Raw genomic sequence first — 15403 nt, 5'->3', positions numbered from 1 at the left:
CTCAGACGGCCGCCACGGCGCGCGACTCGTACCAGGCGTCCGCCTTCTCGACCGCCTGGCGGACCTGGGCGGCGTCGAGCTCGTGGTGCAGCGCGTAGGCCACGGCCTGCAGCGGGAAGATCCGGGCGTGCAGACGCGCCCGTTCGTAGCCGACCTCGTCCGTGGCATCGCGCACGCTGGGCCAGCCGAACCACAGTCCCAGGGAGGCAATGTCGTACGCGGGGTCGCTCAGGCACGCGTGGTCCCAGTCGATGACGCCCACCAGGTGCTCCCCCTGCCACAGCATGTTGGAGCCCATAAGGTCCCCGTGGACGAGCTGGGGCGTCGCGTTCTCGAGCGCCACCAGGTCCTCGATGGCGTGCAGCGCCCGGTCCCTGCTGCGTGGCAGCAGCCGGGGAAGCACCTGCTCCAGCAGGACGTGGCGGCGCCGGTGCCCGCCCCAGTGCTGCCCGGGGCGGTCCAGCCACGGCTCGGCGGCCCGGGCGTCCGCGCGGCCGATCTGCTCCAGCACACGGCGCAGCTGACGGGGGTCCACGGGTCCCGGAGCCCGGGGTGCCCCGGGGATCCACGTCATTCCGACGGCCGTGTAGCGGCCGTCCTGGATCACGGGCGTCAGCGGTCGGGGCACAGTGAAGTCGAACTCCGGCAGCTTGGACAGCGCCCGCGTCCGACGCCGGACGTTCTCACCGGAGGTGGGGTTCTTGGCGATGCGCACACTCATCATGTGGCCCGCGTTGACCACGATGTGCGCCGAGCCGCCCGCGTGCAGCTCCCAGTCGGAGCGCTCCACGGAGACACCGGCCTCCGCCAGAACCGCTTCCACGGCGTTGGCGAAGGGGAGGTGTCCGCAGGCGAAGGTCATGGTCAGGCCTCGGGCTCCGATTCGGGCGAGGCACCCGGAACGGGTGCGGCTGCGCGCTCCTCGTGGCCCAGGACGCGCAGCAGGTGGGGCAGCATCGCCGCCATGGCCCGGCCGCGGTGACTGATGCGGTTCTTGTGCTCCGCACCGAGTTGGGCGCAGCTCGCGCCGCCCTCCCCCTCGGGCGCGAACACCGGGTCGTAGCCGAAGCCGTTCTCGCCCACCGGACCCGGGAGGATCCTTCCCGGCAGCTCTCCCGTGACCACATGCTCGGTGCCGTCGCGGGGGTCCACGAGAGCGGCCGCGCACACGAAGCGAGCGCCGCGGTGCTCGGGGGCGATGTCCCCGAGCTGGGCGAGAAGGAGACGGAGGTTCGCGGCGTCGTCGCCGTGCTGCCCGGCCCAGCGCGCGGAGAAGATCCCTGGGGATCCTCCCATGACGTCCACGGCCAGTCCGGAGTCGTCGGCGAGCGCCACGAGGCCGGACTCCGCGGCCGCGGCACGCGCCTTCAACAGCGCGTTCTGCTGGAACGTCACGCCGGTCTCCACGACGTCGCCCACCCCGGCCGTGCCGGCGTCCACCACAAGCTCCGGGTCACTGAGACCCGCTGCGGCGAGCATGGCGCGCAGTTCGCGCACCTTGCCCTGGTTGTGGGTGGCCAGCACCACGCGGGCGCCGGGGACCTCACCGACCACGGGTGCTCTCCAGGGTCTCGCGCTGGATCTCGGCGAGCTGGGCGCACCCGGCAACCGCCAGGTCCAGCAGCGCATCCAGCTCGTCGCGGCGGAACGGGACACCCTCGGCGGTGCCCTGCACCTCCACGAAGTCGCCGGAGCCGGTGACGACCACGTTCATGTCGGTCTCCGCGCGGACGTCCTCCACGTAGGGCAGGTCCAGCATGGGGACGCCGTCGATGATGCCCACGGACACCGCCGCCACCGAGTCGGTGAGGGGGTTCACGCGGCGCTTGAGCACGCCGTTGTCGTGGGCCCAGTTGATGGCCTCCGCGAGCGCCACGTAGGCACCCGTGATGGAGGCGGTGCGGGTTCCGCCATCGGCCTGCAGGACGTCGCAGTCGAGCACCACGGTGTTCTCGCCGAGTGCCTCGAGGTCGATGATGGAGCGCAGCGAGCGCCCGATCAGCCGGGAGATCTCGTGGGTCCGCCCGCCGATCTTGCCCTTGACGGACTCTCGTGCGGACCGGGTGGAGGTGGCGCGCGGGAGCATCGCGTATTCTGCGGTCACCCAGCCGCGCCCCTCTCCCTTGAGCCAGCGGGGCACGCCCTCCGTGAGCGAGGCGGTGCACAGCACACGGGTGCCTCCGAACTCGATCAGCGCGGAGCCCTCCGCCTGCTCGGACCAGCCGCGAGTGATCGTGATGGGCCTCAGCTCGGCCACCGTGCGCCCGTCGGCGCGGACCACGTCCGTGGTCGAGCGCTCGCCCTGGCCCGTGGAGTTCGCGGTGGATCGTGCCGGATCGGTAGGCGCAGTCATGCGGATCAGCCTAGTCGTCGGCCCCGGCGCGTGCCAACGCATCGAACGACCGGTCGGTCGGGCCGGACACGCGGTAGCTCCTGGCCGGCCGCGCCACGGAGACCGGCCCGTCGAAGGCCTCGCACGCCTCCGCCTCTGCCGTGCGCGGGTCGTTCCACACGGGCAGGTGCGTGAGCAGCAGACGCCGCGCTCCCGCCTCCGCGGCCGTCCGGCCCGCGCGCCGGCCCGTGAGGTGGATCCCCCGCAGGTGGTCCTCGCGTCCCTCCTCGTAGGCGGCCTCGCACAGGAACACGTCAGCGTCCCTGGCCGCCACCACGAGCTCTTCGCAGGAATCGGTGTCCCCGGAGTAGGTGAGCACCTCCACACCCTCCGGACCCCGGTGCTCGACCCGCAGGGCGAACGGCTCCGGGCACGGGTGGTTCACGGGGAACGGCGTCACCGTGAACGGGCCCACCGTCACGGGCTGCCGGGGCTGCCACACGTGGAAGTCGAACTCCGTGGCCATGGAGTGCTCCGGGGGCAGCATGTGCAGCTGGTTCAAGTAGGTGTGCGTCGCGGAGGGCCCGTAGAGGGGGATGGTCCCTGCGTTCCATCCACGGGGATCCCACTTGACCGCCACGTGCAGACCGCCCACGTCCACGCAGTGGTCCGGGTGAAGGTGGGAGAGCATGATCGCGTCAATCTCGTGCAGGTCGATGTAGCGCTGCAGCGTGCCCAGGGCGCCGTTGCCCATGTCCAGCACGATCCGCCAGATCCGTCCGTCTGCGTCCTCCCCCGACACCAGGTAGCAGGACGCCGGGGAGTCCGGGCCCGGGAAGCTGCCCGAGTTGCCGACCACGGTGAGGATCATGGAGTTGCGACCTTTCTGCTGCCGACTCAGCGCTGAGCCGGGTGGATCGTGGAGAGGGAGCCGGTGGGGTACTGCTCGGCCACGGACGAGGTGTGGCGGACGCGCAGCACCTCCGGGCCCAGGAACCGCTGGGCCAGTCCCTCGAAGCTCACGGGGTCGCCCGTGGCCAGGAACTCGTGGTGGGGTGCCAGCGCGGGATCACGCTCGAGGCCGTTGTCGAGCAGGCTGCGGTACACGTCCCGCGCGGTCTCCTCCGCCGAGGACACCAGGTTGACGCTCTCCCCCATGACGTAGGAGATCACCGCGGTGAGCAGCGGGTAGTGCGTGCAGCCGAGCACGAGGGTGTCCACCTGGGCGTCCTTGAGGGGCTGCAGATACTCCTGGGCGGTGCGCAGCAGCTCCGGACCGGAGGTGACCCCGCGCTCCACGTACTCCACGAACTCGGGGCACGCCACCGAGGTGATGTCCAGCTGGGGTGCCGCCGCGAACGTGTCGTCGTACGCGCGGGACCCGATGGTGGCCTCGGTGCCGATCACGCCCACGCGCCCGGTGCGGGTGGTGGCCACGGCGCGGCGCACGGCGGGCTGGATGACCTCGGTGACCGGGATGTCGTAGCCCCGCGTGTAGCGTTCGCGCGCGTCGCGCAGCACCGCGGCGGACGCCGTGTTGCACGCGATCACGAGCAGCTTCACGCCGGAGTCCACGAGGTCGTCCATGATCCGCAGCGCGTTCGAACGCACCTGGGCGATGGGCAGCGGACCGTACGGGCCGTGGGCGGTGTCCCCCACGTAGAGGATCTCCTCGTTGGGCAGCTGGTCGATGATGGACCGGGCCACCGTGAGACCGCCCACTCCGGAGTCGAACACCCCGATGGGCGAGTTGGGGTTCGGACCGGTGGGAGAACGGTGCTCAGCCTGCATAACGGAAAACTGTAGTGCGTCCGGGTGAGCACCCCGAACATGAGACGAGGCGTGCTTCCGATGCCGCGTCACGAGGACGGGAGGGTCTTCAGCAGCGCCTCCATGAGCGTCTCCTGCAGCCACGAGACGAAGTTGTACACCACGCCCATGTACTGCTCCACGGTCTGCGCCGTCCCGAAGTCCGTGAGCTCCGCCACCCGCTCGGCGTCCTGCGGGGAGTCGATCCCCAGCCGGGACGCGAGCACCAGGCGGACGTCGTTGAGTGCGCGTGCAACGTCCTGCGCCTGTTCCGTGGTCAGCACCACGGGATCGGACTCCAGGGCGAGCGAGGACGCCCGCAGTGCCGCGATCCGGCGTTCGCGCAGCGAGCGGTCCGTGAGCCTGCGGAACTCCGCGGCCTGCTCGGGGTCCGACGACGCCGCGGGCAGCAGTCTGCGCAGCGCGGGGTCCGTGGGCTCGGCCACGTCCTCGTCCCAACCCACGAGCGCCTCCAGGGGGTCGTCCGTGTCGCGCGGCTCGGGCGCGAGCGTCTCTGCCACGTCCGAGAACAGCTTCTGCAGCAGACGCACCTCGGGGGCCTCGAAGCGGCCCACGATGCCCTTGCGCGTGCGCTTGAACCCGCGCGCCATCAGTTCTCCCCCGCCTTCTCGTAGGTGGCCCACAGGCCGTAGCCGTGCAGTGCGCTCACGTGGGCCTCGGCCTCCTCCAGGGAGCCGGTGAAGACGATCGACCGGCCCTGGTGGTGGACCTCGAGCATGAGCGTGCGGGCCTTGGCGTCCGTGAACCCGAAGTGCGAGCGGAAGACGTACACCACGTAGCTCATGAGGTTCACGGGGTCGTCCCAGACCACCACGTTCCACGGCACGTTCACGGCGGTGAGCGCCTGCTCCTCCCGCGTGAGCTGCGGGGACTCCGCAGGCGCGGCACTCATGAGCACGGCGGGGGCGGGGACACGGCCCCGGAACTGGTAAGTGAGCATCGTTTCCATGGTAGCCGGGGGCGTGGTGATGTGCGCACGGCGAGCGCCCCACTAGGCTGGCAGGGTGAACGAGCACAGCTATTCCTGGCACCCGCAGGCCACGTCCCTGCTGACGGACCACTACGAGCTGACCATGCTGCAGGCAGCCCTCCGAGCGGGCACGGCTTCACGCCGCAGCGTGTTCGAGGTCTTCACCCGCCGCCTGCCGCACGGTCGGCGCTACGGGGTCTTCGCCGGGGTGGGTCGCGTCCTGGAGGGCCTGGAGCAGTTCCGCTTCACGGACGAGCAGCTGCGCTTCCTGCGGGACACCGGCGTGGTGGACGCCGCCACTGTGGCCTACCTGGAGAACTTCCGTTTCACGGGCCAGATCCGCGGCTACGCGGAGGGCGAGACCTACTTCCCCCACTCCCCGCTGCTGAGCGTGGAGTCCTCCTTCGCGGAGGCGTGCGTCCTGGAGACCTACATCCTGTCCGTGCTCAACTACGACTCCGCCGTGGCCTCGGCCGCGTCCCGCATGGTGGGCGCCGCCGGGGACCGGCCGTGCATCGAGATGGGTTCACGCCGCGCCCACGAGCAGGCTGCCGTGGCCGCCGCCCGCGCCGCCGTGGTGGCCGGTTTCGAGTCCACGTCCAACCTGGAGGCGGGCTACCGCTACGGTGTGCGGACCGTGGGCACCGCCGCCCACTCCTTCACCCTGCTGCACGACTCCGAGGAGCAGGCCTTCCGAGCCCAGCTGGACGCTCTGGGAGTGTCCACCACACTGCTCGTGGACACGTACGACGTCGAGCGGGCCGTCCGCCTCGCCGTGGACATCGCCGGTCCGGACCTCGGCGGGGTGCGTCTGGACTCGGGCGACCTGGTGACCCAGGCGGCGTCGGTGCGTGCGCTGCTCGACAAGCTCGGCAACCCGAACACTCGCATCACGGTCACGAGCGACCTGGACGAGTACGCGATCGCCGCCCTGCGCGCCGTACCCGTGGACTCGTACGGCGTGGGCACGCGCCTGGTGACGGGCTCGGGAGCCCCCACGTCCTCCATGGTCTACAAACTCGTCTCGCGGGAGGGCACCTCGGGCACCATGGAGCCGGTGGCCAAGGCTTCCTCGGGCAAGGCCTCCGTGGGCGGCGAGAAGTACGCTCTGCGGCGCCGCAGCGCCGAGGGCCTGGCCACCCACGAGCTCGTGGGCATTTCCCACGAGCCCCACGACGACGGCGACGACCGTCCCCTCCTCGTGGACTACGTCACCGGCGGGGAGCTGCACGACGGCTTCACCGGCCCCGAGGGTGTGCAGCGGGCCCGACGGCGCCACGCCGAGTCCGTGGCGGAGCTGCCGCGGGCGGCACGCAGGCTCTCCGAGGGCGAGCCCGTGATCCCCACCGTCATCGAACCAGGAACCGCTCACTGAGCAGGGAGGACACCGTGCGCACTGCACTGCTGATCGTCGACGTCCAGAACGACTTCTGCGAGGGCGGCAGCCTGGCCGTCGCCGGGGGCGCCGCGGTGGCCGCGGGGATCTCCGAGCACCTCGAGGACCACCACGCGGACTACGTGGCCGTGGCCGCCACCCAGGACTGGCACGTGGACCCGGGAGAGCACTTCAGCGACACCCCGGACTTCGCCACGAGCTGGCCCGTGCACTGCGTGGCGGACACCCCCGGCGCGGCGACCCACCCCGATTTCGACACCGAGCACGTCACCGAGTTCTTCCGCAAGGGCGCGTACGACGCCGCCTACTCGGGTTTCGAGGGGCTGTCCGCCCCGGACGTGGACGTGCCCATGGGAGAGCCGGAGGAAGCCGCGGACGAGGACCGTGTGAGCCTGGACGACTGGCTCCGGGAGCGGGACGTCGAGGCCGTGGACGTGGTGGGGCTCGCCCTGGACCACTGCGTGCTGGCCACCGCCAAGGATGCAGTAGATGCCGGCTACGAGACCCGGCTGCTGCTGCCGCTCACGGCGCCTGTCTCAGCGGAAGGCGGCCAGCGCGCCGTCGCGGAGCTGGAAGCCGCGGGCGTGGAGGTCGTCACCGACCTGGCCTGACGTGTCCCTGCCGGGCGCGGCCCAGTGGGCCGCAGCTCGGCGTGGGAAGGGAACCGGCTCGGATCGGGAGGCGGTGCCGAGGGCGTCCGCGCGCGTCTGCGAGGGCCGAGCGCCCGCAGGATGGCGCGCGGGGCGTCGAGGACCCGGCCGAGCGGCGTCGTGCACGGGACCTACTTGCGGCCGATGAACCAGCGCTGCAGCATTGCGAGGCGCGCGTTCAGCTGCTCCTCCGACGCCTGGGCCACGGGCGGACCACCGCACTTGGTGCGCAGCTCGTTGTGGATCACACCGTGCGGGGTGCCCGTGCGGGCGGACCACGCCGAGACGTTCTTGGACAGCTGGGCCCGCAGGTCCTTGAGCCGCCGGTGGTCCGGGACCGCGGGCTGCTGGGGGGCCGTGCCACCGCCCTGGCGCTGCGCCGAGCGCGACTGGCGCTCCCGCAGCAGCTCGGAGACCTGCTCGGGATCCAGCAGGCCGGGGATGCCGAGGTACTCGGCCTCCTCCTCCGAGCCCACGGCGGCGCCGCCGCCGAACGCGCCGCCGTCGAAGAGCACGCCGTGGAAGGACGCGTCCGAGTCCAGGGCCTGGAAGTTGCCCTGTGCGAGCGCGGACGACGCCCGCTCGTCGCGGTTGGCCTCCTCCAGCAGGTCGTCGTCCCAGCCGCTCTCCATGGGCTGGTCGAAGTCCACGACGTCGGGCACGCTCTTGGGCTTGTCGAGGGCGTGGTCCCGCTCCTCCTCCATGGAGTTGGCGAGCGCCATGAGCACGGGCACCGACGGCAGGAACACCGAGGCGGTCTCCCCGCGCTTGCGGGCGCGCACGAAGCGGCCCACGGCCTGGGCGAAGAACAGCGGCGTGGACGTGGAGGTCGCGTAGACGCCCACCGCGAGGCGGGGCACGTCCACCCCCTCGGAGACCATGCGCACGGCCACCATCCAGCGCTTGTCCGACTCCGAGAACTGGTCAATCTTGTTCGAGGCGGCCTTGTCGTCGGAGAGCACCACGGTGGGCCGCTCCCCCGTGAGCGCGTGCAGCTGCTCGGCGTAGGCCTTGGCGTCCTGGTGATCGGTCGCGATCACGAGCGCCCCCGCATCCGGCACGGTGCGGCGCACCTGGGTCAGGCGCTGGTCCGCGGCGCGCAGCACGGACGGGATCCACTGGCCCTGCGGGTCCAGGGCCGTGCGCCACGCGTGGGACGTGATGTCCTTGGTGAAGCCCTCCCCCAGCTGCGCGGCCATCTCCTCACCCGCCGAGGTCCGCCAGCGCATCTGCCCCGAGTAGGCCATGAAGATCACGGGGCGCACCACGTGGTCCTGCAGCGCGTTGCCGTAGCCGTACGTGTAGTCGGCCGTGGAGCGGCGGATGCCGTCCCCGTCCTCCTCGTAGCGCACGAACGGAATGGGCGAGGTGTCCGAGCGGAAGGGCGTACCCGTGAGCGCGAGCCGACGGGTGGCCGGCTCGAAGGCCTCGCGCAGCCCGTCACCCCAGGACAGCGCGTCACCCGCGTGGTGGATCTCGTCCATGATCACCAGCGTGCGTCCGGCCTCGGTCCGGGCCCGGTGCAGCAGCGGCTTGTTCGCCACCTGGGCGTACGTCACCGCCGCACCCATGTAGCCCCGCCCGTGCTGGCCGTCCGCGTTCTTGAAGTTGGGGTCGATGGCGAGCCCCACGCGAGCGGCGGCGTCCGCCCACTGCCGTTTCAGGTGCTCGGTGGGGGTCACCACGGTCACGCGCTGGACCACACCGGCGTCGTGCAGCTTCTTGGCCACGGTGAGCGCGAAGGTGGTCTTGCCGGCGCCGGGGGTCGCCACGGCCATGAAGTCCCGCGGCTGCGCCTGCTCGTAGCGCTGGATGGCCTCCGCCTGCCAGGCACGCAGCTTGGGGGCAGTGCCCCACGCCGCTCGATCCGGGTACGCCGGAGGCAGGTCGGCCGCCGCCCCGAACAGGGACATCTGGTCGTTCTCAGACACGTGGTGCTCGTCCTCTCCGCGCGCTGTGGCGCGCGTTTCCACCGTTTCTCCAGAGTTCTTGCGGACGACGCCGCCCGGTCGGGTCCGCGGGCAGGGGTTGCCCCGCGCCCGTTCCGCACTTCCCCGGTCCTGTCGCCCGTCCTCGGCACCCCTCGCCCGACGACGCCGCCGCGGCGCGGTTCCCGGGGATCGCTCGGGTGGTGCCGACGTCCGAAGCCGGTGTCGACTTCCCGTGCCGGCACGCGCACCGCGGCCGGGTCAGGCGCGAGGTGCCGATCACCGGCGTCGGAGAACGGGCCCGTGCCGTCGCGCGGTGCAGTCCGCAGCGCCGTCGCCCGGCACGGCAACGGCGCCCGCTGCGCGGGCGCCGCCGGTGTCCCGCGGGGCGGGACGGGGGTGCTGCGGTGGTGCTGTCAGTTCTCGGGCTGGTCCTTGCCGGGGCGCAGACCCTGGTAGATCTCCTTGCACTCCGGGCACACCGGGAAGCGCTGGGGATCGCGACCGGGGGTCCACACCTTGCCGCACAGGGCGATCACGGGTTCGCCGGACAGCGCCGACTCCATGATCTTCTCCTTGCGGACGTAGTGGGCGAACCGCTCGTGGTCACCGGGTTCCGCGAACTGGCGGGTCTCCTCCCGCTCGATCGTGGCGGTTCCCCCCACGGTCTCCGTGCCTGACTCGGTGCTGTTCAGCACCCGGGAGGACCGCGAGAAGGGGCCCCCGACGTGCTGGGCTTCGGTGGTGTCCATGTCCACCACTGTACCCCGTGAGCCCCTTCCCCGATCCCGGCTCAGCGGTAGCCCGCGACCTCCTGCAGCATCTCCGGCCCGCGGGCATCCAGCCACTTCCCGCCCAGGTGCACACCGATCCACAGCAGCGCCGCGCCCTCCGCGAGGGCCACCGCCACGGCGATCCAGCCCCACAGCGCGGCACCCGAGCCGAGGAACACGAACAGCGCGACGATCGAGGGCAGCGCGAGCACCACGATGAGCCCCATGGTGACGAACTGCACCACGAGGTTCAGCAGCGTGAAGCCCTGCGGAGTCTTCAGCGGCGAGGCCCCCGGCGGCGGCGTGGGGTACGTGTAGCGCGCGGAGACCACCGAGACCAGCCCCGCCCCGCACAGCAGCAGCGCGAGGCAGACACCGAGCATCGCCGGCAACGCGTCCCAGCGCTGCACCCGGGCCAGCCACAGCCCGGTGACGATCAGCAGCAGTGGCGTGGTCACGATCAGCATGGCCACCACGCGTCCCAGGCGGTCGGCCCACCCGGGCACCGGGGCCAGCAGGTGCAGGCTGAACGCGGTGTTGTCGTAGGAGATGTCCGCCGAGATCGAGTAGGACATCAGCAGGGCGACCAGAGGGGGCAGCAGCCACATGGCGGTTCCCCCCTCACCGCTCATGAACCAGAGCGCCGCGCCCATGGCCGGAACCATGAGCAGGGACGCCGAGTACCGGGGGTCCCTGAGCCAGTAGGTCAGACACCGCGCCGCGACCGCGCCCCACGGAGCGGACGGGAAGCGGTCGAGCAGACCCATGCCCACCACGGACCTGCCCGTGGCGCGCGCGGCACCCCCGGCGGCGTCGCCCAGTGCCCGGTCCAGCGCGAACCGCGCCGCGACCGCGAGCGCCACGAGGGTGGCCAGCACGATGAGGAGGCGGAGCAGGGCGGCGCCCCAGTGCCCCTGGGCAACGTCACCCGGGACGGCCCAGACCGCGCCGAGCGGCGTCCAGGACAGCACCGCGGCCCAGCCGGGCAGCCTGTCCCACACGCGCTCCACGCCGGTGGCCACCGACGTGATGATCGGGGCCAGCAGCACGACGAGGAGCAGGCTGAGCACCGAGACGATCTCGGTGGAACGCCGTCCCTTGGCCAGCCGAGCCGCCAGCGCGGCGGCGCAGCGCGCCCCCGTGAACGCCAGCAGCGCCGCCAGGGCCGCGCACAGCGCGGCGGCGACCACGGCGGGCAGGGAGGAACGCCAGCAGAACAGCCACCCGACCAGCGCGATGACCGTGAGGATCCCGGGAATCCCGATGACCGCGCCGACCACCTGACCGGCCAGCACCCCCGGGGTGCTCAGCGGGAACAGGCCCAGCCGGGCGGGGTCCAGCGTGGCATCGGCCTTGGAGGTGAGCACGGGCACCACCCACCAGCCCAGCAGCACGGTGGTGCCACCCAGGACGGACGCCGCGGTCACCACCTCCAGTGGCTCGGACCCCAGGAAGAACATCCCACCCAGCAGCATGGCCAGGATGGACAGGGCGTAGAGCCCTCCCAGGACGGTGCCCACCAGGATCCACGTGCTGCGGGTCAGCGTGTTGACGAGGATGTGCCACTTCAGCCCCGCGAGCCGCCGCGCCTCCTCGAGCACGCGCAAGCGGTGGCTCACGTGCTCCTGCCCGGACGGCGCGGGGCGCACGGAGGCGGGGACGGCGGCGTCGGGCACGGGTTCCTGCCGCTCGGGCGCTAACGGCCGGTCGGCCGCCCCACCGGGCACGGCCGTGCCGTGGGCCGCCGCGGGAGCGCGGGTCCCGGGGTCGATGCCGCCCGGCACGGCAGCCGTGCCGTCACGGCCGTGCGCCGACGGCTCCGGCAGCGCACCGCCGGGGGTCTGGTTCACTCCGGTCGAAGCCACTGCAGCCCCTCCCCCGCCTCGGTGCGGCCGCCCACGAAGGACACGAAACGGTCCTCCAGGGACATGCCGTCGCAGACCTGCTCCATGGTCCCCTGGGCGAGCACACGCCCTTGGTCCATCACGGCCACGTGGTCGCACATGCGCTGCACCAGGTCCATCACGTGGCTGGAGACCACCACGGTGCCGCCGGACTGCGTGTACTGGTGCAGCAGGGAGCGGATGTTGGCGGCGGAGACCGGGTCCACGGACTCGAACGGCTCGTCCAGCACCAGCAGGCTGGGCGCGTGGATCATGGCCGCAGCCAGGGCGATCTTCTTGGTCATGCCGGCGGAGTAGTCCTGCACCTGGCGCCCAGCGGCGTCCTGCAGGTCCATCGCGGTGATCAGGTCCTCGGTGCGTTCCTTGACGAGCTGGCGGTCCATGCCGCGCAGCAGACCCGAGTAGGCCACGAGCTGGCGGCCCGTGAGCCGGTCGAAGAGGTGGGCCCCGTCCGGGAGCACGCCCATGCGGCGCTTGGCCGTGACGGGGTCACGCCACACGTCCGCGAGCTCGTCCCGGCTGCCGCCTCCCACGAGCACCTGCCCGGAGGTGGGGCGCAGCAGGCCGGTGGCCATGGACAGCGTGGTGGTCTTGCCCGCACCGTTGCGCCCCACCAGGCCGTAGAACGAGCCGCGCGGCACGGTGAGGTCCACGCGGTCCGCCGCGGGCCGGGCTCCGTGCCCGTAGATCTTGGTGAGCTCCCGCAGCACGAGTGCCGCGGCACCCGTGGCCGCTGCCCCGCTCCCGGGGACCCCGGCAGCCGGGCGCGGTGTGGTGTCCGACCCCGCGGCGTCGTGGTCCTGAGGTGACCACGGCGCGGGCGCCGTGCCGTCTCGTGGGGCCTGGGTCTCGGCCGGGGGCGCGGCGTCCGCAGCGGGCTCGCGGCGCGGCGTCGTGGGTCCGTTCGGTGGGATGCTCATGGCCCCACGCTAACCGGCGCGCACGGGCGCCGCGCCATGTTGCGCCACGCTCGGGGCCGAGCCGCCGGCCGGGACGCGGCCCGGATCAGAACAGCGCGCGCATGAGCTGCGAGCGCGCCGCGACCACGCGGGGATCGTCGGCGCCCACCACGTCGAAGAGGTCCACCAGGCGGGCCCGGGCGGCGTCCTTGTCCTCCCCGGCCGTGGTGCGCACCACGGTGAGCAGCCGCCGGAAGGCGTCCTCCACGTGACCGCCCGAGAGGTCCAGGTCCGCGACGTCGAGCGCGGCCGCGACATCGGAGGGGTTCGACGCCGCGGCCTCGCGCACCGCAGTGGCGTCCATGGCGCTGACGCGCTGCAGCAGATGCACCTGGGCGAGGGCGAGCTTGGCGTCGTGGTCCCCCGGGTTCTCGGCCAGGGCCCGGTTGTAGCTGGCCTCCGCGCCGTCCAGGTCACCGGCCTCGAGCTTCTCCAGCGCCTCCTGGTGCAGCGGCGGCAGGGGCGCCGGCTCGGCCTGGGAGGTGGGTTCCGCGGTGCCGGTCACCCCGTTCTGCTGCGCGAGCGCCACGAGCTCCGTGAGCAGCTCCCGCACCTGCTGCTCGGGCACCGTGGAGTTGACCAGCGGCACCACGCGCCCACCCAGCAGGGCGACCATGGTGGGCACGGTCTGGGCCTGGAAGGCCTGCGCGATCTGGGGTTCGGCGGAGACGTCCACCGTGCCCAGCAGCAGCTTGCCCGCGAACTCGTCCACCACCGCGGCCACGGTGTCCGCGAACTGCTCGGACTCGGGGCTCTGCGGCGCGTGCAGCACCACCACCACGGGGTAGGACGCGGACGCCTCGGCGTACTGCTGGAAGGTGGCGGTGCTCAGCGCCACGCGGTAGCTGCCGGCACCCGCCCCGGAGCCCGACGCCGCGGCGTCGCCCCCGGTGCCCCCGGCCGGGGCGGTCGCGGCGCCCAGGTCCACGGCACCGCGCACGGACGCGGGAACGCTCGGCTCGGCGTCCGTCCGGCCCGAGCCGGGAGCCCCGGTCGGGGAGCCCGCACCGGGACCGGCGGACGTCGGGCGGGGCTGCGGGGAACGGGGGAACTCGCTCATGTGTACCTCCTGTGGCCCCACCCGGGCACCGGTGTGGGGCGTCGTGGGCTGGCTGCCGGGCGCTGACGCCCGGGCATTCGTGCTGCTGCCATTATGGGCACCACGCCGTGGGGATCCTCCACCCGGCAGGCGTTGTACGCTTCCGGCGTGAGCACCAGCCCCGGTTCCCAGCACAAGCAGCCCGCGCGCTTCCGCCCCTCCCGCCGCAAGTTCGAGGTTCCACCCGAACCGCGTGAGGACGGGACCGGGCAGCCGCGCGCCCCGTGGGACCACCCGGTCCCCGCGAAGGCCCACCCGGTGCAGACCGGGTTCCTGCTGACCGTGGGCGTGGGTTTCGCACTGCTCGGCTACTACGTGCTGACCAACGTGGGCGGGCTCGTGGGGTGGATCGTGACCGCGGCGTTCATTTCGCTGGGCCTCGATCCCCTCGTGCGCTGGCTCGAGTCCAAGGGCATGCCCCGCGCCCTGGCCGCGGCCGCGGTGATCCTGGCCCTGGCCCTGGCCCTGACCACCTTCATCCTGGTGGTGGTGCCGCGGATGGTGGAGCAGGCCCAGCAGTTCGCGGCCCGGGTCCCCGAGTTCGTGGACAGTTTCATGCACTCCGACCTCTACCACGCGCTCAACGACCGCTTCGACATCGCCGCCTCGGTGCAGAAGGGCGCCAGCGGCCTGCAGGAGAGGCTCGCCTCCGACGAGAACTTCCTGGGCGGGATGTTCGGCTCCGTGGTGAACGTGGGCGGGGTGGTGCTCAACGGCGTCACGGGGACGCTGATCGTGATGGCCCTGACGCTGTACTTCCTCTTCTCGTGGCCCACCATCAAGGCGTGGTGCTACCGCCTGGCCCCGGCCAGCAAGCGCGCCCGGGTCACCCACCTCGGGGACAGGATGATCAACGGCGTGGGCAACTACGTGATGGGCCAAGCCTGCGTGGCGCTGCTCAACGCCACGGTGGCCTTCATCCTCATGAGCATCACCGGAGTCCCCTACGCCTCCCTCCTGGTGCTCTTTGTGGCCCTGCTCGCGTTCATTCCCCTGGTGGGCGGGGTGATCGCGGGGGTCTTCGTGAGCCTCGTGGCCACCCTCGGCGGGTGGAACACGGTGGTGCCCTACGCCCTGGGCTACTTCGCCTACCTGCAGGTGGAGGCCTATGTGATCTCCCCGCGGATCATGTCCAGGGCCGTGGCCGTGCCCGGCGCCGTGGCCATCGTGGCCGTGGCGGCCGGCGGCGCGCTCTGGGGCGTCCTGGGTGCGCTGATCGCCATCCCCACCGCCGCCGCGGGGCTGCTCCTGGTCCGGGAGGTCTTCGTCCCCCGCCAGGACGCCCGCTGACGCCGGCCCACGACGACGCCGCCGCGCCCGGTCCCGCGCCCCGCAGCCGCACCTGTCCCGCGAGCGGGCGAGACCGTGAGTGCTGCACGGGCGCGCGTCTCACGCGGGCGGGGTGAGCCGGTGCCCACGGTACGGGTGTGCACACCGGTGTACACCGCGGCGCCGGGCGATCGGGTGCCTCCCGTTCGGCAGCACCGGAATTTTTCAAGGTGTTTGAGGCCAGTGGGTGTCAGGCGGCTACCGGTTCGGCGGCGGTTGGTTGGTTGATCCAG

At 72.3% G+C, this 15403-nt stretch carries 15 protein-coding genes; 3 read left to right on the top strand and 12 right to left on the bottom strand.

Annotated features, from left to right (window positions below; all coding sequences use genetic code 11):
- Position 1: 1 nt before the first annotated feature.
- The 7 genes from QL985_RS02685 to clpS form a co-directional block, all read right to left on the bottom strand.
- Entirely contained in the window at positions 2 to 862 is an 861-nt protein-coding gene (locus QL985_RS02685; RefSeq protein ID WP_257744211.1) for a phosphotransferase, read from the bottom strand.
- A 2-nt stretch (positions 863 to 864) separates the two neighbouring features.
- Positions 865 to 1554 carry an RdgB/HAM1 family non-canonical purine NTP pyrophosphatase gene (rdgB, locus tag QL985_RS02680; protein ID WP_257744210.1) on the bottom strand — a complete coding sequence of 230 codons (690 nt, stop codon included), beginning with the start codon at positions 1552 to 1554 and terminating at the stop codon, positions 865 to 867.
- Entirely contained in the window at positions 1544 to 2353 is an 810-nt protein-coding gene (gene rph / locus QL985_RS02675) for a ribonuclease PH (RefSeq protein WP_223110310.1), read from the bottom strand. Before rph ends, rdgB begins: the two co-directional genes overlap by 11 nt.
- A gap of 10 nt (positions 2354 to 2363) precedes the next feature.
- Complete coding sequence (locus QL985_RS02670) at positions 2364 to 3203, bottom strand: MBL fold metallo-hydrolase (RefSeq protein WP_019309332.1); 840 nt, start codon at positions 3201 to 3203, stop codon at positions 2364 to 2366.
- A gap of 26 nt (positions 3204 to 3229) precedes the next feature.
- Complete coding sequence (gene murI / locus QL985_RS02665) at positions 3230 to 4123, bottom strand: glutamate racemase (RefSeq protein ID WP_039101935.1); 894 nt, start codon at positions 4121 to 4123, stop codon at positions 3230 to 3232.
- Between the two features lie 68 nt (positions 4124 to 4191).
- Positions 4192 to 4752 (bottom strand): DUF2017 domain-containing protein, encoded by a 561-nt coding sequence (locus tag QL985_RS02660; protein ID WP_019309334.1) that lies wholly within the window; start codon positions 4750 to 4752, stop codon positions 4192 to 4194.
- A complete protein-coding gene (clpS, locus tag QL985_RS02655) occupies positions 4752 to 5054 on the bottom strand; it encodes an ATP-dependent Clp protease adapter ClpS (RefSeq protein WP_047979176.1) in 303 nt (100 codons plus the stop codon). The genes QL985_RS02660 and clpS overlap by 1 nt, the downstream gene beginning before the upstream one ends.
- 112 nt (positions 5055 to 5166) lie before the next feature.
- On the opposite strand from clpS, the gene QL985_RS02650 reads away from it, so the two are divergent.
- Complete coding sequence (locus tag QL985_RS02650; RefSeq protein ID WP_259906083.1) at positions 5167 to 6507, top strand: nicotinate phosphoribosyltransferase; 1341 nt, start codon at positions 5167 to 5169, stop codon at positions 6505 to 6507.
- A 14-nt stretch (positions 6508 to 6521) separates the two neighbouring features.
- The gene (locus QL985_RS02645) at positions 6522 to 7139 is read left to right on the top strand and encodes an isochorismatase family protein (RefSeq protein ID WP_102613440.1); all 618 of its coding nucleotides are present in this window, start codon (positions 6522 to 6524) and stop codon (positions 7137 to 7139) included.
- A gap of 170 nt (positions 7140 to 7309) precedes the next feature.
- Here QL985_RS02645 and QL985_RS02640 read toward each other — a convergent pair whose 3' ends face one another.
- From QL985_RS02640 to QL985_RS02620, 5 genes are all read right to left on the bottom strand, one after another.
- Entirely contained in the window at positions 7310 to 9091 is a 1782-nt protein-coding gene (locus QL985_RS02640) for a DEAD/DEAH box helicase (protein ID WP_035885041.1), read from the bottom strand.
- Positions 9092 to 9522: 431 nt separating this feature from the next.
- Positions 9523 to 9867 carry a DUF3039 domain-containing protein gene (locus QL985_RS02635; protein ID WP_012398062.1) on the bottom strand — a complete coding sequence of 115 codons (345 nt, stop codon included), beginning with the start codon at positions 9865 to 9867 and terminating at the stop codon, positions 9523 to 9525.
- Positions 9868 to 9899: 32 nt separating this feature from the next.
- Entirely contained in the window at positions 9900 to 11744 is a 1845-nt protein-coding gene (locus QL985_RS02630; RefSeq protein WP_235005044.1) for a hypothetical protein, read from the bottom strand.
- Positions 11726 to 12703 (bottom strand): ABC transporter ATP-binding protein, encoded by a 978-nt coding sequence (locus tag QL985_RS02625; RefSeq protein ID WP_012398060.1) that lies wholly within the window; start codon positions 12701 to 12703, stop codon positions 11726 to 11728. Before QL985_RS02625 ends, QL985_RS02630 begins: the two co-directional genes overlap by 19 nt.
- A gap of 85 nt (positions 12704 to 12788) precedes the next feature.
- Positions 12789 to 13802, bottom strand: coding sequence for a tetratricopeptide repeat protein (locus QL985_RS02620; protein WP_041297334.1), 1014 nt, complete (start codon positions 13800 to 13802; stop codon positions 12789 to 12791).
- Positions 13803 to 13949: 147 nt separating this feature from the next.
- Here QL985_RS02620 and QL985_RS02615 point away from each other — a divergent pair, with 147 nt between their 5' ends.
- Entirely contained in the window at positions 13950 to 15131 is a 1182-nt protein-coding gene (locus tag QL985_RS02615; RefSeq protein ID WP_012398058.1) for an AI-2E family transporter, read from the top strand.
- Positions 15132 to 15403 lie beyond the last annotated feature (272 nt).

Origin of the sequence: Kocuria sp. APC 4018, assembly GCF_030407675.1 — a bacterium.
Classification (GTDB): domain Bacteria; phylum Actinomycetota; class Actinomycetes; order Actinomycetales; family Micrococcaceae; genus Kocuria; species Kocuria rhizophila.
The sequence above is the reverse complement of the archived record's forward strand: the minus strand, read 5'-3'. Positions and strand labels throughout refer to the sequence as shown.

Bases quoted from the DNA above. Each gene is read 5' to 3' on its own strand.
- QL985_RS02640 (WP_035885041.1), bottom strand. From the start codon at position 9,091: ATGTCCCTGTTCGGGGCGGCGGCCGACCTGCCTCCGGCGTACCCGGAT.
- QL985_RS02620 (WP_041297334.1), bottom strand. From the start codon at position 13,802: ATGAGCGAGTTCCCCCGTTCCCCGCAGCCCCGCCCGACGTCCGCCGGT.
- murI (WP_039101935.1), bottom strand. From the start codon at position 4,123: ATGCAGGCTGAGCACCGTTCTCCCACCGGTCCGAACCCCAACTCGCCC.
- rph (WP_223110310.1), bottom strand. From the start codon at position 2,353: ATGACTGCGCCTACCGATCCGGCACGATCCACCGCGAACTCCACGGGC.
- QL985_RS02660 (WP_019309334.1), bottom strand. From the start codon at position 4,752: ATGGCGCGCGGGTTCAAGCGCACGCGCAAGGGCATCGTGGGCCGCTTC.
- clpS (WP_047979176.1), bottom strand. From the start codon at position 5,054: ATGAGTGCCGCGCCTGCGGAGTCCCCGCAGCTCACGCGGGAGGAGCAG.
- QL985_RS02685 (WP_257744211.1), bottom strand. From the start codon at position 862: ATGACCTTCGCCTGCGGACACCTCCCCTTCGCCAACGCCGTGGAAGCG.
- QL985_RS02670 (WP_019309332.1), bottom strand. From the start codon at position 3,203: ATGATCCTCACCGTGGTCGGCAACTCGGGCAGCTTCCCGGGCCCGGAC.
- QL985_RS02625 (WP_012398060.1), bottom strand. From the start codon at position 12,703: ATGAGCATCCCACCGAACGGACCCACGACGCCGCGCCGCGAGCCCGCT.